This is a genomic window from Streptomyces sp. NBC_01478 (assembly GCF_036227225.1).
In the GTDB taxonomy this organism is placed as follows: domain Bacteria; phylum Actinomycetota; class Actinomycetes; order Streptomycetales; family Streptomycetaceae; genus Streptomyces.
This window is the reverse complement of the sequence record NZ_CP109444.1, coordinates 7,234,505-7,256,949: the sequence shown is the minus strand read 5'-3', so window position 1 is coordinate 7,256,949 and position 22,445 is coordinate 7,234,505. Positions and strand designations below refer to the sequence as shown.

The window sequence follows — 22,445 nt, the reverse complement described above, 5'->3', positions numbered from 1 at the left end:
GTGTGAAGGGGCGGGCCCGGTGAAAGTGCCGGGCCCGCCCCTTCACGTACGCGTCCGTCACCCGGCCGCGGGCGCCTCACCGGCCTTGTCGACCACCGCGTGGTCCAATTCGGCGTTGCTGGACAGCAGGGTGCCGGCCTTTCCGTAGGAGCCGTCCCTGGTCAGGTAGCTGCGGGAGCCGAGGAAGGCGTAGTCCTTCGTGTCGAAGACCCACTCGGTCCTGACGCCGTAACGGGTGTCGTCACGGGCGATGCCCAGGCCCTGGCGGCCGATGGCGTCGCGGGCCTTCGGGGCCGGGGTGACGCCGGGGATCTTCGCGGCGGCCCGGTAGAGGGCGGCGGCGGTGCGGGGCGGCATCAGCCCGCCGAGCAGCGAGCCGATCTGCTCGAACACCGCCTGGTCGCGCTCGCGTCCGGTGGCGAACGGGGTCTTCGCGTACAGGTAGGTCAGCAGTTCGTCGGGGTCGGTGGGGAGGGAGCTGAGCCAGCGGTAGGTGGGGCGGTTGATGCCGGCCGCCGTGCCGTGGGTGTCGCCGAGTTCGGCGTTGACGGGGAAGGTCTCACCGTCTTCCCGGACGAGCCCGAGCTTGAGCAGCCGCCCCGGCTCCTGGGCGGACCACACCTCACGGTCAGTCAGCGGGCCGAGGACGGCCTTCCCTGTGGTCACGTCGGCGCCGCGGGTCTTCTCCTTGGTGTAGACGAACTGGTCGTCCCGCACGGTGAGGGCGGGGTGTTCCCCGGCGGCGGCGGAGATCCGGTCGAGGAGGGCCGCGGCGGGCCGCATGTCCGAGGCCGCGCCGTGCGACCCCTTGTCGCGGCTGTCGGTCAGGGCGATTCCCGCGGTCAGCGCGCAGGCCAGGGCCAGCGCGGTGGCCGGCGCCAGCAGCGCGGGCCGCAGCAGCCGACGGGCGGGCCGGGTACGTACGGCCTGGTCGGCCCGGTCGCGGTCGATGGTGTGCATCAGCAGATCCTTGTGACGGAGGTGCTGCTCGTGCGGGACGTCCCGGTCGGCCGGGATCGGCAGCAGACGGGCGATCTCCTCGCGGTCGCCGCGCCACTCCCGGGAATCGGAGGTGGTCCTGTCGTTCATGTGAGCTCCTCCCGCACGGGCAGGGCCGCGATCGCGGCCGCACTTGTCATCTCTCCGCGGGCGGCGCCCGGTTCCAGGTTCTCCTCCGCGAGCCGGGCGAGCTTCTTGCGGGCCCGCGAGAGCCGGGACCGTACGGTCCCGACCGCGATGCCCAGCGCCTCGGCCGTCTGCCGGTAGTCCAGGCCCGACCACACGCACAGGGCCAGCACCTCCCGCTCCTGACGTCTGAGCCGGTCCAGGGCGACCTGAACGGCACGCAGGCGGGCCGCGTCGTCGATGCGTCCGGCCAGCTCGGGCGCGAAGTCCTCCACGCTCGGCGGCCGGGGCTGACGCGCCAGGAACGACTGGCGCCGGCGCAGGCTCCGCCGGGCGTTGTCCGCCTTGTGGGTGGCGATGCCCAGCAGCCAGGGCAGCAGGGACCCGCCGTCCTCCCGCACCCGCGTGCGCGTCCTCCACGCGGCGAGAAACGTCTCGGACATGACCTCTTCGGCTGTCGACCAGTCGCCGGTCAGGCGCACCCCGTGGTTGTACACGGCCCGGGCGAACTCCTCGTACAGCTCCGCGAACGCCGCACGGTCCCCCTCGCGCACACGACGACGCACCTCGTTCTCTGAGTCCTTCGCACCCTCTTCCACACCCTCTTCTCTCCACGAGGCGGGCGGAGTTCCTGTGGCCTGTGTCACCTGCGGGCAGGGCAACGAAAAGGCGGTTGCCCCCGGCCAGGGGCAACCGCCTTCAAGCGAACCGAAGTTGACCGGCGTCGGCGAGTCGGGTCAGACCGCCGACCCCGCCTTCCACTGGGCCCAGTCCATGTTCCAGCCGTTGAGGCCGTTGTCCGGGGACACCGTCTTGTCACCCGTGTTGGAGATGACGACGACGTCACCCACGATCGAGTTGTTGTAGAACCAGGCCGCCGGCATGTTCTTGTCGCCCGCGCCCTTCACGTCCTGGAGGCCGACGCAGCCGTGGCTGGTGTTGACGCTGCCGAAGACCGAGGGCGAGCCCCAGTAGTTGCCGTGGATGAACGTGCCGGAGCTGGTGAGGCGGATGGCGTGGGGGACGTCCTTGATGTCGTACTCGCCCTTGCCGTCGTCATCCGTGAAACCGACCGTCGCACCGTTCATGCGGGTCTGGACGAACTTCTCGGACATGACCATCTGGCCGTTGTACGTGGTGTTCTCGGGGGAACCGGCCGAGATCGGGATGGTCTTGACGACCTTGCCGTCCTGCTCGACCTTCATCTGCTTGGTCTTCGCGTCGACGTACGAGACCTGGTTGCGGCCGATGTGGAAGGTGACCGTCTTCTGCTGCACGCCGTAGACCCCGGAGGCGCCCTCGACGCCGTCGAGCGCGAGCTTCAGCGTGACGGTGGAGTTCTCCTTCCAGTACTCGTCGGGGCGGCAGTCCATGCGCTGGGTGTTGAACCAGTGGCAGACGACTTCCTGGCCGCTGGTGGAGGTGACCGTGACGCCCTTCTGGACGGCGGCCTTGTTGGTGATCGCCTTGTTGAAGTTGATCGAGACCGGCATGCCGACGCCGACCGTGGAGCCGTCCTCGGGCGTGAAGTTCCCTATGAAGCTGTTGGCCGGGGAGACCGTGGTGAACGAGGCGTTCTCGTGGGCGGCGAGCCCGGCGGAGTCCTTCGCCGTGGCCGCGACCTTGTACGTGGTGGAACGGTCGAGCTGTGCGCTCGGCTTCCAGCTCAGTTTGTCGGCGGAGATGGTGCCCGCGACGGCCTTGCCGTCCCCGGTCGTCATCGTCACGGCCGTGAGCGTGCCCTTGCTGACGGTGACGGTGGCCGAGTTGTTGATGGAGGCGTTGTCCGAACCGTCCGCCGGTGTGATCTTGATCTGGGCCTCGGAGGACTTCTTCGCCGCCGCCTCGTCGGCCTTGGACTGTGAACTCTGGCTCGAGTCGCTCCCGGACGACTTGTCGTCGCTGCCGGAACACGCCGTGAGCACGAGCACACCGCCGAGCAGTGCGGACGCGGCCACAAGACCCTTGCGCCGCTTACTGTCCGTCATCACACGCTTCTCCATCGTTGCCGAAAAACCTGAAAACCCCGAGTGACCCCGTTGGCCTCGTACGTAAGTCCTGCGCAGTCCCCGTTAAACAAATTCTTAAGAAACCAACGCTACGACTGGTGCGTACCGTTCCGCTTGGTGCGCATGTGTGGTCCACACCACGTCCACGAAGAAACCCCGGGCAGCGGTTGCCGCCCGGGGTCACGTTCTCCCCAGCACGGCTCAGCCGACCACTGCCACCCCGTCCGCTTCCTCATCGCCGTCGACATCATCCTCGTCGAGATCCCAATCCGGCGAATCCGGGTCGTAGTCGATCTCCTCACTGCTCCACGAGGCCTGGGCCAGTTCGACCCCGGGCATCTCGCCTACCAGGTCGAACGGGTCCACGAGATAAGCGAGCGCCTCGGCGGTGTCTTCCGTCACAGCGGTCTCGGCGTGCCCGCGCTCGTCGCCGGGCAGTTCCGGATCGTCGGCGATCTTGGCCAACGCGGCCTTGGTCACGGCGTCCTCGTTCTCCACTTCAAGAACGAGTTCGACACGAAGGCGTACAAAACGTGATGTCTCTGGAGTGCTCATGGCGGGAGCGTACGGCCCACAGCTCCCGTGACTTTCCCGCGACCCGCACAGTTCATTAGCATCGCTCCACACGGCCAATTCGCCAGCGCCACAAGGGGATCGATATTCCGTGTCAACCGCTCGCCGAACGATGCTGACCGCCACCGCCGCGGGCACCCTGCTGGGTGCTCTCTGGTTCGTCCCCTCCGCGAACGCGACGGTGACCGACCAGGCCAGAGTGGAGACTTCGGCGACCCCGACTTCCCAGGTCACCCAGCAGGCACGGGTGACGTCGACGGCCGTCACCACCTACTCCGACACCACCCAACTCGCCGACACCGGCAGCCCGGACACCACTCCGTACATCATCGGCGGCACGGTGTTCCTCGGCCTCGGCGCCGGTTTCGTGGCGTATTCGGTACGACGGGAACGGCTCGGCTTTTAACTTGCTTGACGTTACTTTGACTCAAGCTTCATAGTCCGCTCATGAAGAGATCATCGGGCATACGGCTGTGCGTCACCGTCGCGGTGGGCGCACTGTCGCTGGCCCTCATCACCGGCTGCTCCGACGGCGGTTCGGACGACGCCAAGAGCAACGACGGCAAGAGCAACGCCGAAGACACCTCCAGGAACTCCGCGAAGGCGCTCAGCGCCGCCGAGTTGACGAAGCTGGCCATCGCGAAGGGCGATGTCGTCGGCTACGAGGTCGGGTCGCTCGGCAAGACGTACCCCGCGACCAAGAGCGCCGTCACCGTCGACAAGGCGCAGTGCCGCCCGCTGGCCTGGGCGATGGCCGGGCAGGCGCCGGGCGACGCGGCCGCGGCCACGAACAAGCTGGTCACCGAGGCGAAGAAGACGTCCGCCACCCCGTCCAAGTCCGTGGAGGACATGACCGAGGAGGAGTTCGACGACGCGTTCGGTTCCGCGCTGGACCGTACGACCACCGTCGTCGGGCTGTCCTCGTACGACGGCGACGGCGCCGAGAAGACGTTCAAGACCATCTCCGACGCGGTCAAGAGCTGCTCCGGCGGCTTCACCCTCGTCCCGGACTCCGACGGCACGAAGTACACCGCGATCACGACCGAGAGGGCCTCGCACACCGGTGACGAGTCGGTGGCGTTCGGCGCGAGCGCCGTGATGGAGGACACCGGCGGCAAGACGGGCACCGTGCACACCGAGGTGGTCCGGCACGGCAGCACGCTCGTCACGTACTACACGGTCAACCTCGGCGCCCTGATGTCGCAGAAGGCTTACGCCATCCCATCCGTCGTGATCGACGCCCAGTCCGCCAAGCTGAAGTGACGTACGGGGCCCGGCCGTTGCCACGACCGGGCCCCAACTGCCCTACCGCAAAGGCCCGGTGACCTTCTCCACGGCCTCGACGACATGCCCGCCGCGCACGAAGGCGTCCGCCGCGGCGAGGTCGGGAGACAGGAACCGATCCGGCCCCGGACCCTCAACTCCCGCCGCCCGTACGGCATCGATGACCGCGCGGGAGGCAGGCGCCGGGGCCAGCCCCTCGCGCAACTCCACCGCACGCGTGGCCGCGTACAGCTCGACGGCGATGATCCGGGTGAGGTTGTCGACGGCGGTACGCAGCTTGCGCGCGGCCGACCATCCCATGGAGACATGATCCTCCTGCATCGCGGAGGACGGAATCGAGTCGGCGGAGGCAGGCACGGCGAGCCGCTTCATCTCACTGACCAGCGCGGCCTGCGTGTACTGGGCGATCATCAGCCCGGAGTCGACACCGGCGTCGTCCGCGAGGAACGGCGGCAGTCCGTGCGAGCGGTTCTTGTCGAGCAGCCGGTCGGTACGGCGCTCGGCGATCGAACCGAGGTCGGCAACAGCGATGGCGAGGAAGTCGAGGACGTAAGCCACGGGCGCGCCATGGAAGTTGCCGTTGGACTCGACCCGACCGTCGGGCAGCACAACGGGGTTGTCGACGGCCGACGCCAACTCCCGCTCCGCGACAAGGCGGGCGTGCGCGATGGTGTCCCGCCCGGCGCCGGCGACCTGCGGAGCACACCGCACCGAGTACGCGTCCTGGACCCGGGGCGCGCCGTCCTGGTGATGCCCGGTGAGTTCCGAACCGGCAAGCACGGCAAGCATGTTGGCGGCGCTGGCACCCTGCCCGGGGTGCGGGCGGATGGCGTGCAGCTCGGGCGCGAGCACCTTGTCGGTGCCGAGCAGGGCTTCCAGACTCAGCGCCGCGGTGACGTCGGCGGACTTGTAGAGCATGTCGAGGTCGGCGAGGGCCATGACCAGCATGCCGAGCATGCCGTCGGTGCCGTTGAGAAGGGCGAGGCCCTCCTTCTCGCGCAGCTCGACAGGCGCGATCCCGGCCTCCGCCAACAGCTCACCGGCGGGCCGCACGCCCCCGTCCGGACCTTCCGCGTCCCCCTCGCCCATCAGCGTGAGCGCGCAGTGGGAGAGCGGAGCAAGGTCACCGGAGCACCCGAGGGAGCCGTACTCGTGCACAACGGGCGTGATCCCGGCGTTCAGCACATCGGCCATGGTCTGCGCGACCTCGGGCCGCACACCGGTGTGCCCCGAGCAGACGGTCTTGAGCCGCAGGAACATCAAGGCCCGCACGACCTCCCGCTCCACCCGCGGCCCCATCCCGGCGGCGTGCGAACGAACGATGTTGCGCTGCAACTGGGCCCGCAGTTCCGGGCTGATGTGCCGCGACGCCAAGGCCCCGAACCCGGTGCTCACGCCATAGACGGGCTCCGGCTTGGCGGCCAGCGCGTCCACGATCTCCCGCGCCGCGGCGAGCGCCGCGAGGGCCTCGCCCGAAAGCTCGATCCGGGCGCCCCCACGCGCCACGGCAAGAACGTCGGACGCGGTGACCCCGGACGTCCCCACCACCACAGTGTGCATATCCATATTCAGGAGCGTACGCATTGAATGCAGCAGTGTCACTACCGGGCACCCACTGAGACCCTTACAGATAGGTCACCGGAATCGGCGAGCCGAGCGGACCGCCGGCCGGGTACGGCGCCAAGGCGACGTGTCGGGGGGTGTCCGCCCGCAGCGGTTGGCGCGTCAGCGAGGCCCCTTTCTCGAGAGACCGATTCCGCGCCGTTCCGAGGACGGATACCCCCCGACACGTCGCCGACCCACCACGAACCGCAGGCGTCACGCCCGCCGCCCCCGGAACCGCCGCCGCTCGGCAGGCATCTCCGGCGTAGGGGAGTCGGCAAGCCGCACCACCGGATCGTCCGGCCCGTCGCGCCCGGCGACGACCGGCCGGTCCGCCCGGAGCGCCTTCGCCCGGTACTGGGCCGCGTCCGCGAGCCGGAACAGCCGCCGGCCGGACCGCACCGCCCCGATCGGGTCCTCGGTGGACGCGACCCCGCACGCGACGCCTTCGCCCAGCTCCAACTCGGATGCCCTGCGGCACAGTTCGGTCGCCGCGTCGACCACCTCGTCGGCGGGCGGCCCGACCGCGAGCAGACAGAACTCGTCCCCGCCGAGCCGCGCGGCGAGCGCACCCGGCAGCATCGCCCCGCACAGCGACAGCACCGAGCCGAAGCGTTCGAGCAGCCGGTCCCCGACCGCGTGCCCCCGGGTGTCGTTGACGCGCTTGAGCCCGTTGAGGTCGCACACGACGAGGCTGACCACGACCCCGTCACGCCGGTGCCGCTCGACAGCCTCGTCGAGCCGCACATCAACCGCTCGACGGTTGGCGAGCCCGGTGAGCGCGTCCGTGAAGGCAAGCCGCCGCGCCTCCTCCAGCCGCTCGGTCTGAGCGATCCCGGCCGCCACCACAGAAGCGAGGACCGTCGCGAAATCAGCGTCCCCCCGGTCGAACACAGGCGCACCGACCGGCCGCGCCACATACAGCTCACCCCAGGCCCGCCCGTGCAGCACGATCGGGGCGACCACACAACATCCGCGCCTCCGGCGCCGTAGCGCCGCCACACGCTGGTGGCAGTACCCGGGGCTGCCCGCGGCCGGCCCCTCGGCGGTCTCGACCCAGGCGTTGGGTTCACCGCCGCCGGCCCACCGCTCGTGCAGGAACTCGGTGATCTCAGGGAACTGGTGCACCGGATAGGTCTCGCCGTCCGGGAACTCCTCCTCGCCCGCCGCCCGCTCCCCCACGTTCACCAGGACCCGCAGCCGGCCCAGCTCCCGCTCCCACACGGACAGCGCGGCGAAACTCCCGTCCAGCGCCCGGCACGCGCCGACCGCCGCAGCCCGCCAGGACTCCCGCGGGGTGTGCGCCGCAGCCATCCCCTGCGCCAGCTCCACCACGGCCGCCAGCCGCCTGTCCTCACCCATCACTCCAGGCTAGGGAGGTTTGGGACATAGCGGGACATTGATGCGGCGAACAGGTGTCGGGGGCCTGGTGCTGGGCGCGTTGGCGGGTGGTCCTGTATCGCCCCCCCCCCCTACTCCCCCGGCCACTCCGGCGCCCGCTTCTCGTTGAACGCGGCCACCCCCTCCGCCCGATCCCCCGAGAACGCCACCGCCCGCCACGCCGCGTCCTCGACCTCGAGCCCGGCCCGCAGATCCAACCCGTACCCCACCCGCAACGCCCGCTTGGCCGCCCGCAGCCCGACGGGCGAATTCGCCGCGATCCGCGAGCCCAGCGCCAGCGCCTCCTCCCGATCCCGCCCGGCCGACACCAGGACATCCACCAGCCCCAGCCCAGCCGCCTCGTCCGCCTCCAACCGCCGCGCGGTGAAGATCAGTTCGGCCGCCCGGGCCGCACCCACCCGCCGGGGCAGCAACTGCGTACCGCCACCCCCCGGAATCACCCCCACCGACACCTCCGGCAGCCCCACCACGGCCGTACCGTCCGCCACGATCAGGTCGCAGGACAGGGCGAGTTCGAAACCACCGCCCAGCGCGAAACCGTGGACCGCGGCGATCGTCGGCATGGGCAGCTCCAGGACCCCCGTGTACGCCGCACGCGCGAGCGGGCGCTGTCGTACGAGTTCCGCGTCCGTGAGGGAGTTGCGCTCCTTCAGGTCCGCACCGACGCAGAACGCCCGCTCGTGCGACGACGTCACCACGGTCACGCGTACGTCCCGGTCCGCCCCCAGTGCCGCACAAGCCGTGGCGATCGAGCCCGCCATCGCCGTGGAGACGGCGTTCATGACCTTGGGCCGATCCAGGACGAGCTCCGCGACGTACCCGTGCCGCCGCACCAGCACGAACTCCCCGAACCGCGTCTCGAACCGCTCCTCACTCATGACCGCCTCCTGGTTAACGTGGGTTAACAGAACTCGCCCCGATCATCGCACGGGCCTTCCCCGTTCGGGTGACATCCCGCCCAACTCCCGCCGCACCGCCCACAGAAGCGCATAACGTGCGTCCGCCACACCACAGGGGAGGGGATCGTGACGACGACCACGAAGGCGGAACGGGCCGGGGACACCGCGGACATGGAGCCGCCGCCCCTCCCCCGGACCCCGCGCGGCCGGCACCGCCGCCCCCGCCCCCGCAAGATCCTGCTCGCCGCAGGCGGCCTCGCCGTGGCAGCCGGTGTGCTGAGCCTCGTACGACTGACTCCCGAATCCGGAGTCGGCGGCGTGGGCACGGCGGAGGCGGAGCCCCGCCCGGACGCGGACACCGGCACCGGCGAGGGCACCGACCGCCCCGCCAACGCGGCCGCCACGATCAGCGCCGACCCCACGGCGATCCCCTCGGCGACCTCGGTGATGGGCGGCGTGAGCGCGAATCCGACCATGGCCTCCGGGGTCGTACCGACTCCGTACGCGACGGCGGCGCGGACGCCCGCGTACGTGACCCCCACGACCATCCCGGAGGCGACGACGGCCACCACGCCACCGCCTCAGGCACCGGTTCCCGGCCCGACGTCGACCGCGGAGCCCGCACCCACCCGCACACCCACGCCCACACCCACCCCGAGCCGGACCGCCAACTCCCCTGCCCCCGCGCCGAGTCGGCCAAGCCTCTGCGTGCCGATCATCGGCCTCTGCGTGGACGAGGTGCTACGCCGGTGACGAGTCCCTGCGCGTGAGCAGCCAGGGCTCGACAACTCCCAGGCCGCGCACGGGGCGTTGCCACATCGGCTGGAGCGCGAAGCGGTACGTCGGCGGTTCCTCGCCCTCCTTCTCGGCGGTGGCCGCGGCTTCGGCGGCCTCCGCCTCGGAGGCGGGGGCCTCGCCGCTGCGGATGAGTTCCTCGGCGAAGGCGCTGTCGACGAGGACGGCGTCGCGGGGAGCTATCGAGGTGAGCCGCGAGGCGAGGTTGACCGTCGTGCCGAAGACGTCGCCCATCCGGGTCGTCACCGTGCCGAAGGCGATGCCGACGCGGAGTTCGGGCATCGTCTCGTCGCCCGCCATGGTCTCGATGAGGCGCAGCGCGATCTCGGCGGCGACCCCGGCGTCGTCCGCCGAGAAGAGGACCTCGTCGCCGAGGGTCTTGATGAGACGGCCGCCGCGCGCGGCCACCAGGTCGGCGGCGGTGGTCTCGAAGGCCTCGACGAGTTCGCCGAGTTCCTCCTCCTCCATGCGGCGGGTCAGGCGCGTGAAGCCGACCAGGTCGGCGAAGCCCACCGCGAGCCGCCGGTCGACCATCTCCTCGTCGTCGCCGGCCTGCACGACCCGGCCGGCCGAGGCGGCGAGCTGGCGCCGCCAGACGTAGACGAGGAACTCCTCCAGCTCGGGCAGCAGCAGCTCGATGATCGGGTACGTCACCTCGGTGCGGGACATGCCCGGCTCGGGCGGCTCGGTCAGGCCCTCCAGGAACGAGTCCATCTGCCAGCCGGCCAGCCGGGCGGTGGTCTGCCCGGTGGAGCGGGCCACCTGCACGGCCATCGCCTCGCTCAGCAGCCCCGCCTCGACAAGACCGGCCAGGCGGCGCAGCGCGAGGACGTCCGCCTCGGTGAACGCCTTGGCCTGGCCCACGTCGGCGAAGCCCATGGCCCGCCAGAAGCGGGTCGCCAGCTCCATGGAGACGCCGGCGGTGCGGGCCGCCTGGAAGGGGGTGTAGCGGCGCTCCGCGCCGAGGATGAGCCCTTCGAGCCGCAGCGCGAGCGGGTTCTCACCGGGCTCGGCGGCATCGGGGGCTACCCGGCCGTCCGCGTCCGCGCCGGAGCCCGTGTCGTCGACGGTCACGCCTGCTGCCTTCCGATCTGCCACGGTCAGGTATCGACCGGGCCCAATGCTACGGCAGGTGTGGGCCAGCTCACTCCGTGAGTCACACGGACAGAGCCGCCACAAGAGCGGTCGGGGTCACGCGGGGCGCAGGTGGACGATGTCGCCCGCCCCCACGGGCTCCTGCACGCCGTCCTCCGTGGCGAGGACGAGCCGCCCGTCGCCGTCGATCGCGACGGCCTCGCCCGTGATCGACCGGTCCCCGGGCAGTTCGGCCCGTACGGTCCGGCCGAGCGTGGCGCAGCCGGCCGCGTAGGTCTCCTGAAGGCCGCTCGCCACGGGGTCGCCGCCCGCCGCGCGCCACTTGTCGTACCAGTGCTCCAGGGACCGTAGAACCGCCCGCAGCAGGGGATCGCGGTCGGTGGCGACGGCTCCGGCCAGGGCCAGGGAGCCCGCCTGCGGCACGGGCAGCTCGTCCTCGCGCAGGCTGACGTTGATGCCGACGCCGACGATCACGGCGTCGTCGCCCGCGCGCTCGGCGAGGATGCCGCCGGCCTTGCGTTCCTCGCCACCGACAGTGACCAGGAGGTCGTTGGGCCACTTGAGTGCCGTGTCGACGCCGGCCGAGCGGGCCAGGCCGGTGGCGACGGCGATGCCGGTGAGCAGCGGGAGCCAGCCCCAGCGGGCCACGGGGACGTCGTCCGGCTCCAGCAGGACGGAGAAGAACAGCCCGGAGCGGGCCGGTGCCGACCACTGCCGGTCGAGCCGCCCGCGCCCGGAGGTCTGCTCCTCGGCGACCAGGACGGTGCCCTCGGCGGCCTTGCCGGCGGCGGCCAGGGCGACGAGGTCGGTGTTGGTGGAACCGGTGGACTGCACGACCTCCACGCCGGTCCACAGCCCGCCCGCCCGCACGAGTCCGCGGCGCAGCGCGCCGGCGTTGAGGGGCGGCCGTTCCAGATCGGACCAACGGCTGCTGTCGTCTGAGGCATCTCGCGGCGTCATGCAAGCCACCCTAGGTGTGTTGTACGCCGCACTGCCGATCGGTAGGCCCGCCACTACTCTACGAATGAGTAACCGTCCCCCCTTTTGAGCAGGCAGGGAGCCGCAATCCCGATGTCCGAGCCGGAAGCGCCTCAAGAGATCGACATCCACACAACCGCCGGGAAGATCGCGGATCTTCAGCGCCGCATCCAGGAAGCGACGCACGCGGGCTCGGAACGTGCGGTCGAAAAACAGCACGCCAAGGGCAAGTTGACGGCCCGTGAGCGGATCGAGCTGCTCCTCGACGAGGGGTCCTTCGTCGAGTTCGACGAGTTGACCCGGCACCGGTCCACGGACTTCGGCCTGGAGAAGAACCGCCCCTACGGCGACGGAGTCGTCTCCGGCTACGGCACGGTCGACGGCCGCCCGGTCGCCCTGTTCTCGCAGGACTTCACGGTGTTCGGCGGGGCCCTGGGCGAGGTCTACGGCCAGAAGATCGTCAAGGTGATGGACTTCGCGCTGAAGACGGGCTGTCCGGTCATCGGCATCAACGACTCCGGCGGCGCCCGCATCCAGGAGGGCGTGGCCTCCCTCGGGGCGTACGGCGAGATCTTCCGCCGCAACACGCACGCGAGCGGGGTGATCCCGCAGATCAGCCTGGTCGTCGGCCCGTGCGCGGGCGGTGCCGTCTACTCCCCCGCGATCACCGACTTCACGGTGATGGTCGACCAGACCTCGCACATGTTCATCACCGGCCCGGACGTCATCAAGACGGTCACCGGCGAGGACGTCGGCTTCGAGGAGCTGGGCGGGGCGCGCACCCACAACTCCGTCTCGGGCGTGGCCCATCACATGGCCGGCGACGAGAAGGACGCGATCGAGTACGTCAAGCAGCTCCTGTCGTACCTGCCGTCCAACAACCTCAGCGAACCCCCGGTGTTCGCGGAGGAGGCGGACCTCGCCCTCACGGACGAGGACCGCGAGCTGGACACCCTGGTCCCGGACAGCGCGAACCAGCCGTACGACATGCACACGGTGATCGAACACGTCCTGGACGACGCGGAGTTCTTCGAGACCCAGCCACTCTTCGCGCCGAACATCCTCACCGGTTTCGGCCGGGTCGAGGGCCGCCCGGTCGGCGTCGTCGCCAACCAGCCCATGCAGTTCGCGGGTTGCCTGGACATCGACGCGTCCGAGAAGGCGGCCCGCTTCGTCCGCACCTGCGACGCGTTCAACGTCCCGGTCCTCACCTTCGTGGACGTCCCCGGCTTCCTCCCGGGCGTCGACCAGGAGCACTACGGCATCATCCGCAGGGGCGCGAAGCTGATCTACGCGTACGCGGAAGCGACGGTCCCGCTCATCACGGTCATCACCCGCAAGGCCTTCGGCGGCGCCTACGACGTCATGGGCTCCAAGCACCTCGGCGCCGACCTCAACCTCGCCTGGCCGACCGCCCAGATCGCCGTCATGGGCGCCCAGGGCGCGGTCAACATCCTGCACCGCCGCACGATCGCCGAGGCGGAGGCGGCCGGGGAACTGGACGCGACCCGGGCCCGCCTCATCCAGGAGTACGAGGACGCCCTCCTCAACCCCTACATCGCGGCCGAACGCGGCTACATCGACGCGGTGATCCTCCCCTCCGACACCCGCCGCCACGTGGTCCGGGGCCTACGCCAACTCCGCACCAAGCGCGAGTCCCTGCCCCCCAAGAAGCACGGCAACATCCCCCTCTAGAGGAGCCGCGATGACGATCAAGGTCGTAAGGGGCAACCCGACCCCCGAGGAGCTGGCCGCCGCATTGGCGGTGGTCAGAGCCCGAGCCACAGCGGCCCAGACAACCCCGCCCGGCCCCCCGAGCCACCGCGACGCCTGGTCCGACCCATCACGCATCGCGGGCGCGAGGCTCCCCCACCCGGGCCCAAGTGCATGGACCCGCACTTTCTGGCCGGGCTAGGGGAGGGGTCATTCTTTAGGGGCGCGGGGAACCGCGCACAGAAGGACAACTCCGGGCGCCAACTTAAGTACCCGTACTCAGGCGCCCAACCTCGCCAAGCCGCACGCTGGTGCCATGTTGTGGTCCGACCCCAAGAACGAGCCGCCGGATGAACTGCGCGAGACGCAGCTCATGTTGCGGCGGCTCGGGGTCCTCATGGCACTCGCGATGATCCTGGCAATGATCGTGATCGGCCTGACGTGAGCCCCCAAAACCACGCCGATACCCTGAGCGCATGACAGATCAGCCCCGCCGCCGCCTCGTGCTCGCCTCCCAGTCCCCCGCCCGGCTGGCCCTGCTGCGCCAGGCCGGACTGGCCCCCGAGGTGATCGTGAGCGGGGTGGACGAGGACGCCGTCAGCGCCCCCACCCCGGCCGAACTCGCCCTCGCCCTCGCCGAGGCCAAGGCCTCCGTCGTCGCCGCGAAGCCGGACGTGCACGGCGCGCTGGTGATCGGCTGCGACTCCGTGCTCGACCTGGACGGCGAAGCCCTCGGCAAGCCCGCCGACGCCGAGGAGGCCACCGCCCGCTGGAAGGCGATGCGCGGCCGGGCCGGCACACTCCAGACCGGCCACTGCGTCTACGACACGACGAGCGGCCGGTACGTCTCGGCCACCGCGTCCACCGTCGTCCGCTTCGGCGAGCCGACCGACACCGAGGTCGCCGCGTACGTCGCCTCGGGCGAACCCCTTTACGTCGCCGGGGCGTTCACGCTCGACGGCCGTTCGGCGCCGTTCATCGAGGGCATCGACGGCGACCACGGCAACGTGATCGGCATCAGCCTGCCGCTCGTTCGCCGGCTGCTGGCCCAACTGGGCGTCGGCATCACGGAGTTGTGGACCCCGTCGGAGAAGTAGCGATCAGGAGGGGCTGGGGGCGGCCGGCGGAAGGGCCGGCCGCGGGTCCTTGCCGGGCGGCGGCTCGGGGCTCTGCTCGGCGGGGCCCTCAAGGCGGTCGTAGGTCATCAGGAGCAGGACGACCAGGCCGAGCACCACGACCATGAACGTGAACGCGCCCGGGCCCACCAGGCCCCACGCGAAGGCGCCCAGCAGGGCGTGCACCACGGCCACGCTGATCAGCAGGATGCGGCCGAGGCCGGCCGGGGCCCGGTCGCGCAGGGCGACGAGCAGGGCGACCACACCGCACAGGGCGAAGTAGAGGCCGAAGACGATGCCGCCGGCCTTCGAACCCACGGACATCGCGTCCGGGTCGAGCCCGGCCAGGGACATCTGCTGACGGTCGACGACGATCCCGAGGAACCAGTTCAGCGCGGCCACTCCGAGCGCCTCCACGAAGAGGACGATCGCCACGATCCATGCCACCGGTCTGCGGACCACCCGCCCCCACCCACTTCCGTTCGAGACAACCCGAACGCTACTAACGGGTAAACCCCGGGACAAGGGTTGTGATGGGGGCAAAGAATCATTGGGCCATTCGTAGGGACTCCACAAAGAAACGGAGTGGGGCGCGGCACGCTCTCACAGAGACCTTGACCACACCAGGGGACTAGGGTTTCCACGAGGAGTCCTGCGTGCCTAGGTGCGACAAGGGATTTCGCGGGTCGAGCGAGCCTCGAATCACGCTCTGTGTGGGCAAGCTCACCATTGGGGACGGGTCGATGCGCCGTGTCGGCAGTCCCTAAACTCGGCTTGTTTCAAGGAGGGAGCCTCAATCGTGCGCAAGGTGCTCATCGCCAATCGTGGCGAAATCGCTGTCCGCGTAGCCCGGGCCTGCCGGGACGCCGGGATCGCGAGCGTGGCCGTATACGCCGACCCGGACCGGGACGCTCTGCATGTCCGCGCCGCGGATGAGGCGTTCGCCCTGGGCGGTGACACACCGGCGAGCAGCTACCTGGACATCGGCAAGGTCCTGGGCGCGGCCCGCGAGTCCGGTGCCGACGCCATCCACCCCGGCTACGGATTCCTGTCGGAGAACGCCGAGTTCGCCCAGGCGGTGCTCGACGCGGGCCTGATCTGGATCGGGCCGCCGCCGCAGGCGATCCGGGACCTCGGTGACAAGGTCGCCGCCCGGCACATCGCGCAGCGCGCCGGTGCCCCGCTGGTGGCCGGTACGCCGGACCCGGTGTCGGGTGCGGACGAGGTCGTCGCGTTCGCCGAGCAGCACGGGCTGCCCATCGCGATCAAGGCCGCCTTCGGTGGCGGCGGTCGCGGTCTGAAGGTGGCCCGCACGCTCGAAGAGGTTCCCGAGCTGTACGACTCCGCGGTGCGCGAGGCGGTCGCCGCCTTCGGTCGCGGCGAGTGCTTCGTCGAGCGCTACCTGGACAAGCCGCGGCACGTGGAGACCCAGTGCCTGGCCGACTCCCACGGCAACGTGGTCGTCGTGTCCACGCGTGACTGCTCGCTCCAGCGCCGGCACCAGAAGCTGGTCGAGGAGGCGCCCGCGCCGTTCCTCTCCGACGCGCAGGTCGCCGAGCTGTACGCCTCCTCCAAGGCGATCCTGAAGGAGGCCGGCTATGTCGGCGCCGGGACCGTGGAGTTCCTCGTCGGCCAGGACGGCACGATCTCCTTCCTGGAGGTCAACACCCGCCTCCAGGTGGAGCACCCGGTCACCGAGGAGGTCGCCGGCATCGACCTCGTCCGCGAGATGTTCCGCATCGCCGACGGCGAGGAACTCGGCTACGGCGACCCCGAACTGCGCGGCCACTCCTTCGAGTTCCGCATCAACGGCGAGGACCCGGGCCGTGGCTTCCTGCCCGCGCCCGGCACCGTGACCACGTTCGCGGCGCCGTCCGGGCCGGGTGTCCGGCTGGACGCCGGTGTCGAGTCGGGCTCGGTCATCGGCCCGGCCTGGGACTCGCTGCTGGCCAAGCTGATCGTCACCGGCGCGACCCGCGAGCAGGCGCTCCAGCGTGCGGCGCGTGCGCTGGACGAGTTCCAGGTCGAGGGCATGGCGACCGCGATCCCGTTCCACCGCGCGGTGGTGAAGGACCCGGCGTTCGCCCCCGAACTCACCGGCTCCGCCGAGCCGTTCACGGTCCACACCCGCTGGATCGAGACCGAGTTCGTCAACGAGATCAAGCCCTTCGCGGCCCCCACGGACGCCGAGGCGGACGAGGACGCGGACCGCGAGACGATCGTCGTCGAGGTCGGCGGCAAGCGCCTGGAGGTCTCCCTCCCGGTCTCGCTCGGCATGTCGCTGGCCCGCACGGGCCTCGCGGCGGGCGCCAAGCCCAAGCGCCGCGCGGCCAAGAAGTCCGGCCCCGTCGCCTCCGGCGACACCCTCGCCTCCCCGATGCAGGGGACGATCGTCAAGGTCGCGGTCGAGGAGGGCCAGGAGGTCAAGGAGGGCGACCTCATCGTCGTCCTCGAGGCGATGAAGATGGAACAGCCGCTGAACGCGCACAAGTCCGGCACGATCAAGGGACTTGGCGCGGAGGTCGGTGCGTCCATCACGTCCGGCGCCGCGATCTGCGAGATCAAGGACTGATCCGACCGTACGTCCGGAGGTGCCCGGCGGACAGGGACAGCCTGTGCGCCGGGCACCTCTGTAATGTGACGGGACAATGCCGTAGCGCGCCGAGGAGGGCGGGTGGGACCCATGGCCAGCGCAGCCAGGCCGCCGGCGGGGCTGCGTGCCGACGCCCGGCGCAACTACGAGCGGCTGGTCGCCGAGGCCCGGGTGTGCTTCGCCGCGCACGGTACGGACGCGTCCCTGGAGGACGTGGCCCGGCGTGCGGGGGTCGGGATCGGCACGCTGTATCGCCACTTCCCGAACCGGCAGTCCCTGATGAGCGCGGTCTTCGAGGACGCGGTGGGTGAACTCCTCGCGCGCGCACGGGAGTTGCGGGACGCGCCGCAGCCGTGTGTGGCTCTGGTGAGCTGGTTGCGGGAGATGGTGGCGCACGCGAGTGAGTACCGGGGGCTGGCGCGGGCCTTGATGGCGGTGACGTACGACGACACGTCGGCGCTGGCCCGGTGCAGTGGCCCCATCCGGGAAGCGGGGGGTGCGTTGCTCCGCCGAGCGCAGGACGCCGGTGATGTGCGCGGTGATGTCGAGATCGGCGACCTGCTCCAACTGACCCATGCGATCGCTCTCGCGGCTGAGGGCAATCCCGGGGATCCTGAACTGGCGGACAGGTTGCTGACGTTGACGTTGCGCGGACTGAAACCGTAGTACTTCGCCTGCGGGCCGGTGGGGGCTGGTCGCGCCCCTGGAAGACGGCCTCGTTTCAGCCGACCTGCTTTTGAGGGGCGCGGGGAACTGCGCGACCAGCCCCCGCCGGCCTGCAAGCCGAAATCGAACCGATCAACGCCTGCGCAGATCCGCCACCCTCGCGGCGCGCTCCCGCTCCGGAGACTCCCCGGCCAGTACGCCCGCCGCCCTCAACCCCGGTCCCCCACCCGGCACTTGACCCCGGCGCGGAGCCGGAAGGGGTACGTCCCGGCGGCGTTGGTCCCGCGTCGAGGGCTGATCACCCCCCTGGCTTCCCGACGCGCCGGCCACGGCGATCTGCACCCCCTGGTCGGCCAGCGCCTGCAACTCCGTTGCCGCGCGGTCGTCGTGGCCCGGGGGCTCGTCGGTGACGAGGCGGGTGATCACGTCCGTGGGCACGGTCTGGAACATGGTGTCCGTGCCGAGCTTGGTGTGGTCGGCGAGGACGACGACCTCGGCGGCCGCCTGGACGAGGGCCCGGTCCACGGACGCCGAGAGCATGTTGGACGTGGACAGCCCGCGCTCGGCGGTGAGCCCGCTTCCGGAGAGGAAGGCCCGGGAGACGCGCAGGCCCTGGAGGGACTGCTCGGCCCCGCTGCCCACCAGCGCGTAGTTGGAACCGCGCAGGGTGCCGCCGGTCATCACGACCTCCACGCGGTTGGCATGGGCCAACGCCTGGGCCACCAGCAGGGAGTTGGTGACGACGGTCAGTCCGGGGACCCGGGCGAGCCGGCGGGCCAGCTCCTGGGTGGTGGTACCCGCCCCTACCACGATCGCTTCGCCCTCTTCGACGAAGCTCGCGGCGAGATCGGCGATGGCCGTCTTCTCGGCGGTCGCGAGATGCGATTTCTGCGGAAAGCCGGACTCCCGCGTGAACCCGCCCGGCAATACCGCACCGCCATGCCGGCGGTCGAGGAGTCCTTCTGCCTCCAGTGCGCGCACGTCCCGCCGTACGGTCACTTCGGAGGTCTGGACGACGCGGGCGAGCTCACGGAGCGATACGGCCCCATTCGCTCGCACCATTTCGAGGATCAATTGGCGACGTTCTGCAGCGAACACGAAACTGACAGTAACCCCAACGACCGTCTGCTTTCAGGTGTTTGCGCCGAATAACGGAAGTTGTTCGTACAGCAGGACGGGAAGTGGTATAGAGCCTAGTCTCGCCGCCTATGCCGTACGAATGGTCGACAACTCCCCGTGACCAGCGGGGAGTCCACTTCGGGGTCAGACTTCGCCCGTCGCCTTCCGCGTGTGCAGTTGCCGGGCCACCTCGGCGATCGAGCCCGAAAGAGACGGGTAGACGGTGAAGGCGTTCGCGATCTGTTCGACCGTCAGGTTGTTGTCGACGGCGATCGAGATGGGGTGGATCAGTTCCGAGGCGCGCGGCGCCACGACCACACCGCCCACGATGATGCCGGTGCCCGGGCGGCAGAAGATCTTGACGAAGCCGTCCCGGATGCCCTGCATCTTCGCGCGCGGGTTGCGGAGCAGGGGGAGCTTGACCACCCGGGCGTCGATCTTGCCGCCGTCGACGTCGGCCTGGCTGTAGCCGACGGTCGCGATCTCGGGGTCGGTGAAGACGTTCGAGGAGACCGTCTTCAGGTTGAGCGGGGCCACCGCGTCGCCCAGGAAGTGGTACATGGCGATACGGCCCTGCATCGCGGCCACCGAGGCGAGCGCGAAGACGCCGGTCACGTCACCGGCGGCGTACACGCCGGGAGCCGTCGTACGCGAGACCTTGTCGGTCCAGATGTGGCCGGAGTCGCGGAGCCTGACGCCCGCGTCCTCCAGGCCCATGCCCGCGGAGTTCGGGATGGCGCCGACGGCCATCAGGCAGTGCGAGCCGGTGATGACGCGGCCGTCGGCGAGGACGACCTCGACCTTGTCGCCGACGCGCTTGGCGGACTGGGCTCGGGAGCGGGCCATGACGTTCATGCCGCGGCGCCGGAAGACGTCTTCGAGTACGGCGGCGGCGTCCGGGTCCTCGCCGGGGAGGACCCGGTCGCGGGACGACACGAGGGTGACCTTGGAGCCGAGGGCCTGGTAGGCGCCGGCGAACTCGGCGCCGGTGACACCGGAACCGACCACGATCAGCTCTTCGGGGAGCTCGGTGAGGTCGTAGACCTGGGTCCAGTTCAGGATGCGCTCGCCGTCCGGGCGGGCGTCGTCCAGCTCACGTGGGTGGCCGCCGGTCGCGATGAGGACGGCGTCGGCGACGAGGGTCTCCTCGGTGCCGTCGGCCGCCTTCACGATCACCTTGCGGGAACCGTCGATCGCCTGCATGCCGTCGAGCCGGCCCCGGCCGCGCATGACACGGGCGCCGGCCCGGGTCACGGACGCGGTGATGTCGTGCGACTGGGCCAGCGCGAGGCGCTTCACACGGCGGTTCACCTTGCCGAGGTCCACGCCCACGACCCTGGCGGCCTGCTCGAGGGGTGGAGTGTCGTCGGCGACGATGATGCCGAGTTCCTCGTACGACGAGTCGAAGGTGGTCATCACCTCGGCCGTCGCGATAAGGGTCTTCGACGGGACGCAGTCGGTCAGCACCGACGCCCCGCCCAGACCGTCGCAGTCGACGACGGTCACCTCCGCGCCGAGCTGCGCTGCCACCAGCGCCGCTTCATAGCCGCCGGGTCCGCCACCGATGATCACGATCCGAGTCACGTACCCCATTGTCCCGCACGCTTCAAGGTGCTTCTGCCCGGGGGCGAGGCCCCGCCCGGCGGAACGGGTCGGTGGCAGGCGGCTCGGGCCTCTCGGTACAGGTGAGCCGGGGGGCAGGGTTGTCGGCTGGGTGCGGGTGCGGTGCGTGGTTTGCCTACGGTTCGTGGGGAGTCGGTGCCGCGTCGGGGGGTGTCCGTCCTCGGAACGGCGCGGAATCGGTCACTCAAGAAGGGGGGCCTTGTTGACGCGCCAACCGCTGCGGGCGGACACCCCCCGACACGGCACCTTCTCGCCGTACGCGGGTGGCGGGCCGCGCGGTGCGCCGCCGTTCCGAATCCCGTGTCCCCGGTGGGCGGGTGCCGGGGGCGAAACGGTCACCTCGGTGGCTCTGAGTACCGACGGTTACGGGAGTGGCGGGTGGGTTCGCTGCCGTACTCTCGAAGCATGTCGCTCTACGCCGCGTACGCCGGCAATCTCGACGCGCGGCTGATGACCCGCCGCGCCCCGCACTCGCCGTTGCGTGCCACGGGCTGGCTGAACGGGTGGCGGCTGACCTTCGGCGGCGAGCACATGGGCTGGGAGGGTGCGCTCGCGACGATCGTGGAGGCCCCGCGCTCCCAGGTCTTCATCGCGCTGTACGAGATCGCCCCGCCCGACGAGGAGTCCATGGACCGGTGGGAGGGCGTCGGCCTCGACGTCTACCGGCGCATGCGGGTCCGGGTGCACACCCTGGAGGGCGAGGAACCCGCTTGGGTGTACGTCCTCAACGGGTACGAGGGGGGACTGCCGTCGGCTCGTTATCTGGGCGAGCTGGCCGATGCCGCGGAGTCGGCGGGCGCACCGCACGACTATGTGATGGAGCTGCGGAAACGGCCCTGTTGAGGGTTCCCCGTGGCGGCGCTGAGGGTTTCCCACACATAACGCCCGTCACAGGTCTCGTTGGAAACGACAAGACAACGATCGCCATCCGGTGCGCTCTGTCATCTACGCGCGTAGGCCCAGACCAGCTACGCTCATCCGCGTGAACGCATCTCTTCTTCCGGACGACATCCAGGGCGACCCCCATGCCGCCGCTGACGCCGCCGCCACGCGCCTGCGCGAACTGACGGGCGCCGAGACCCACGACGTCGCCCTTGTGATGGGCTCCGGCTGGGGACCGGCCGTCGACGCCCTCGGCGTCCCCGCGGCCGACTTCCCCGTCACCGAGCTGCCCGGTTTCCCGCCGCCGGCCGTCGAGGGCCACGGCGGGCGGATCCGCTCGTACGAGATCGGTGCCAAGCGCGCGCTGGTCTTTCTCGGCCGTACCCACTACTACGAGGGCCGCGGTGTCGCCGCCGTCGCGCACGGGGTTCGTACGGCCGTCGCCGCCGGCTGCAAGACCATCGTGCTGACCAACGGCTGCGGGGGGCTCCGCGAGGGGATGCGGCCGGGACAGCCCGTGCTGATCAGCGACCACATCAATCTCACCGCTACGTCCCCGATCCTCGGCGCGAACTTCGTCGACCTGACGGATCTGTACTCGCCTCGGCTGCGGGCCCTGTGCAAGGAGATCGACCCGGCGTTGGAGGAGGGTGTGTACGCGCAGTTCCCCGGGCCGCACTATGAGACTCCGGCGGAGATTCGGATGGCTCGGGTGATCGGGGCGGACCTGGTGGGCATGTCGACGGTGTTGGAGGCCATCGCCGCGCGCGAGGCGGGTGCGGAGGTGCTGGGCATCTCCCTGGTGACGAACCTTGCCGCGGGGATGACTGGTGAGCCCCTGAACCACGAGGAGGTTCTTCAGGCGGGCCGGGATTCCGCTACGCAGATGGGGTCCCTGTTGGCCCAGGTGCTCGGGCGCCTGTAGGCACCGTCCCAGTCCCAGGGGGCTCCCGCCCCCTGGAACCCCCGGATG

General features: G+C 70.5%; 23 protein-coding genes. 11 read left to right on the top strand and 12 right to left on the bottom strand.

What is annotated here, in order from left to right:
- Positions 1–57: 57 nt before the first annotated feature.
- The 4 genes from OG223_RS32990 to OG223_RS32975 form a co-directional block, all read right to left on the bottom strand.
- Positions 58–1,089: a CU044_5270 family protein gene (locus OG223_RS32990; RefSeq protein ID WP_329256367.1), complete on the bottom strand. Its 1,032-nt coding sequence runs from the start codon at positions 1,087–1,089 to the stop codon at positions 58–60.
- Positions 1,086–1,691, bottom strand: a complete 606-nt coding sequence (locus OG223_RS32985; protein ID WP_329256365.1) for an RNA polymerase sigma factor — start codon at positions 1,689–1,691, stop codon at positions 1,086–1,088. Before OG223_RS32985 ends, OG223_RS32990 begins: the two co-directional genes overlap by 4 nt.
- 171 nt (positions 1,692–1,862) lie before the next feature.
- Entirely contained in the window at positions 1,863–3,113 is a 1,251-nt protein-coding gene (locus OG223_RS32980; RefSeq protein ID WP_329256363.1) for a L,D-transpeptidase, read from the bottom strand.
- A gap of 222 nt (positions 3,114–3,335) precedes the next feature.
- Complete coding sequence (locus tag OG223_RS32975) at positions 3,336–3,689, bottom strand: hypothetical protein (RefSeq protein ID WP_329256361.1); 354 nt, start codon at positions 3,687–3,689, stop codon at positions 3,336–3,338.
- Between the two features lie 130 nt (positions 3,690–3,819).
- On the opposite strand from OG223_RS32975, the gene OG223_RS32970 reads away from it, so the two are divergent.
- Complete coding sequence (locus tag OG223_RS32970) at positions 3,820–4,113, top strand: hypothetical protein (protein WP_329265606.1); 294 nt, start codon at positions 3,820–3,822, stop codon at positions 4,111–4,113.
- Between the two features lie 41 nt (positions 4,114–4,154).
- On the top strand, positions 4,155–4,970 hold the full coding sequence (locus OG223_RS32965; protein WP_329256360.1) for a hypothetical protein: 816 nt from the start codon (positions 4,155–4,157) through the stop codon (positions 4,968–4,970).
- A gap of 42 nt (positions 4,971–5,012) precedes the next feature.
- Here the strand turns inward: OG223_RS32965 and hutH are convergent, their stop codons facing one another.
- The 3 genes from hutH to OG223_RS32950 all read right to left on the bottom strand — a co-directional run bounded on the left by hutH (position 5,013) and on the right by OG223_RS32950 (position 8,872).
- Entirely contained in the window at positions 5,013–6,551 is a 1,539-nt protein-coding gene (gene hutH, locus OG223_RS32960) for a histidine ammonia-lyase (protein ID WP_329265604.1), read from the bottom strand.
- Positions 6,552–6,809: 258 nt separating this feature from the next.
- Complete coding sequence (locus OG223_RS32955) at positions 6,810–7,955, bottom strand: GGDEF domain-containing protein (protein WP_329256358.1); 1,146 nt, start codon at positions 7,953–7,955, stop codon at positions 6,810–6,812.
- A 110-nt stretch (positions 7,956–8,065) separates the two neighbouring features.
- A complete protein-coding gene (locus OG223_RS32950; protein ID WP_329256356.1) occupies positions 8,066–8,872 on the bottom strand; it encodes an enoyl-CoA hydratase/isomerase family protein in 807 nt (268 codons plus the stop codon).
- A 147-nt stretch (positions 8,873–9,019) separates the two neighbouring features.
- Between OG223_RS32950 and OG223_RS32945 the strand changes: the two genes are divergently transcribed.
- Positions 9,020–9,646, top strand: a complete 627-nt coding sequence (locus OG223_RS32945; RefSeq protein ID WP_329256354.1) for a hypothetical protein — start codon at positions 9,020–9,022, stop codon at positions 9,644–9,646.
- On the opposite strand, the gene OG223_RS32940 is transcribed toward OG223_RS32945, so the two are convergent.
- Positions 9,635–10,762, bottom strand: coding sequence for an adenylate/guanylate cyclase domain-containing protein (locus OG223_RS32940; protein WP_329256352.1), 1,128 nt, complete (start codon positions 10,760–10,762; stop codon positions 9,635–9,637). The two genes, OG223_RS32945 and OG223_RS32940, sit on opposite strands and share 12 nt — an antisense overlap.
- A gap of 117 nt (positions 10,763–10,879) precedes the next feature.
- Positions 10,880–11,743: a biotin--[acetyl-CoA-carboxylase] ligase gene (locus tag OG223_RS32935; protein WP_329256350.1), complete on the bottom strand. Its 864-nt coding sequence runs from the start codon at positions 11,741–11,743 to the stop codon at positions 10,880–10,882.
- Between the two features lie 111 nt (positions 11,744–11,854).
- Here OG223_RS32935 and OG223_RS32930 point away from each other — a divergent pair, with 111 nt between their 5' ends.
- From OG223_RS32930 to OG223_RS32915, 4 genes are all read left to right on the top strand, one after another.
- Positions 11,855–13,456 carry an acyl-CoA carboxylase subunit beta gene (locus tag OG223_RS32930; protein WP_329256348.1) on the top strand — a complete coding sequence of 534 codons (1,602 nt, stop codon included), beginning with the start codon at positions 11,855–11,857 and terminating at the stop codon, positions 13,454–13,456.
- A gap of 10 nt (positions 13,457–13,466) precedes the next feature.
- Positions 13,467–13,676 (top strand): acyl-CoA carboxylase subunit epsilon, encoded by a 210-nt coding sequence (locus OG223_RS32925; protein ID WP_329256346.1) that lies wholly within the window; start codon positions 13,467–13,469, stop codon positions 13,674–13,676.
- A gap of 114 nt (positions 13,677–13,790) precedes the next feature.
- Positions 13,791–13,919 (top strand): morphogenic membrane protein MmpB, encoded by a 129-nt coding sequence (mmpB, locus tag OG223_RS32920; RefSeq protein WP_329256344.1) that lies wholly within the window; start codon positions 13,791–13,793, stop codon positions 13,917–13,919.
- 31 nt (positions 13,920–13,950) lie between these two features.
- The gene (locus OG223_RS32915) at positions 13,951–14,571 is read left to right on the top strand and encodes a Maf family protein (protein ID WP_329256342.1); all 621 of its coding nucleotides are present in this window, start codon (positions 13,951–13,953) and stop codon (positions 14,569–14,571) included.
- A 3-nt stretch (positions 14,572–14,574) separates the two neighbouring features.
- Here OG223_RS32915 and OG223_RS32910 read toward each other — a convergent pair whose 3' ends face one another.
- Complete coding sequence (locus OG223_RS32910; protein WP_329256340.1) at positions 14,575–15,051, bottom strand: hypothetical protein; 477 nt, start codon at positions 15,049–15,051, stop codon at positions 14,575–14,577.
- 337 nt (positions 15,052–15,388) lie between these two features.
- Between OG223_RS32910 and OG223_RS32905 the strand changes: the two genes are divergently transcribed.
- A complete protein-coding gene (locus OG223_RS32905) occupies positions 15,389–17,161 on the top strand; it encodes an acetyl/propionyl/methylcrotonyl-CoA carboxylase subunit alpha (protein WP_329256338.1) in 1,773 nt (590 codons plus the stop codon).
- A 111-nt stretch (positions 17,162–17,272) separates the two neighbouring features.
- A complete protein-coding gene (locus tag OG223_RS32900) occupies positions 17,273–17,848 on the top strand; it encodes a TetR/AcrR family transcriptional regulator (protein WP_329256336.1) in 576 nt (191 codons plus the stop codon).
- A gap of 132 nt (positions 17,849–17,980) precedes the next feature.
- Here the strand turns inward: OG223_RS32900 and OG223_RS32895 are convergent, their stop codons facing one another.
- Both OG223_RS32895 and OG223_RS32890 read right to left on the bottom strand, forming a co-directional pair.
- On the bottom strand, positions 17,981–18,946 hold the full coding sequence (locus tag OG223_RS32895) for a DeoR/GlpR family DNA-binding transcription regulator (protein WP_329256334.1): 966 nt from the start codon (positions 18,944–18,946) through the stop codon (positions 17,981–17,983).
- 165 nt (positions 18,947–19,111) lie between these two features.
- Entirely contained in the window at positions 19,112–20,560 is a 1,449-nt protein-coding gene (locus tag OG223_RS32890; RefSeq protein ID WP_329256332.1) for an NAD(P)H-quinone dehydrogenase, read from the bottom strand.
- 435 nt (positions 20,561–20,995) lie between these two features.
- Here OG223_RS32890 and OG223_RS32885 point away from each other — a divergent pair, with 435 nt between their 5' ends.
- Both OG223_RS32885 and OG223_RS32880 read left to right on the top strand, forming a co-directional pair.
- The gene (locus tag OG223_RS32885; RefSeq protein ID WP_200689797.1) at positions 20,996–21,433 is read left to right on the top strand and encodes a gamma-glutamylcyclotransferase; all 438 of its coding nucleotides are present in this window, start codon (positions 20,996–20,998) and stop codon (positions 21,431–21,433) included.
- A gap of 139 nt (positions 21,434–21,572) precedes the next feature.
- Positions 21,573–22,397 (top strand): purine-nucleoside phosphorylase, encoded by an 825-nt coding sequence (locus OG223_RS32880; RefSeq protein ID WP_329256328.1) that lies wholly within the window; start codon positions 21,573–21,575, stop codon positions 22,395–22,397.
- Positions 22,398–22,445: the final 48 nt, after the last annotated feature.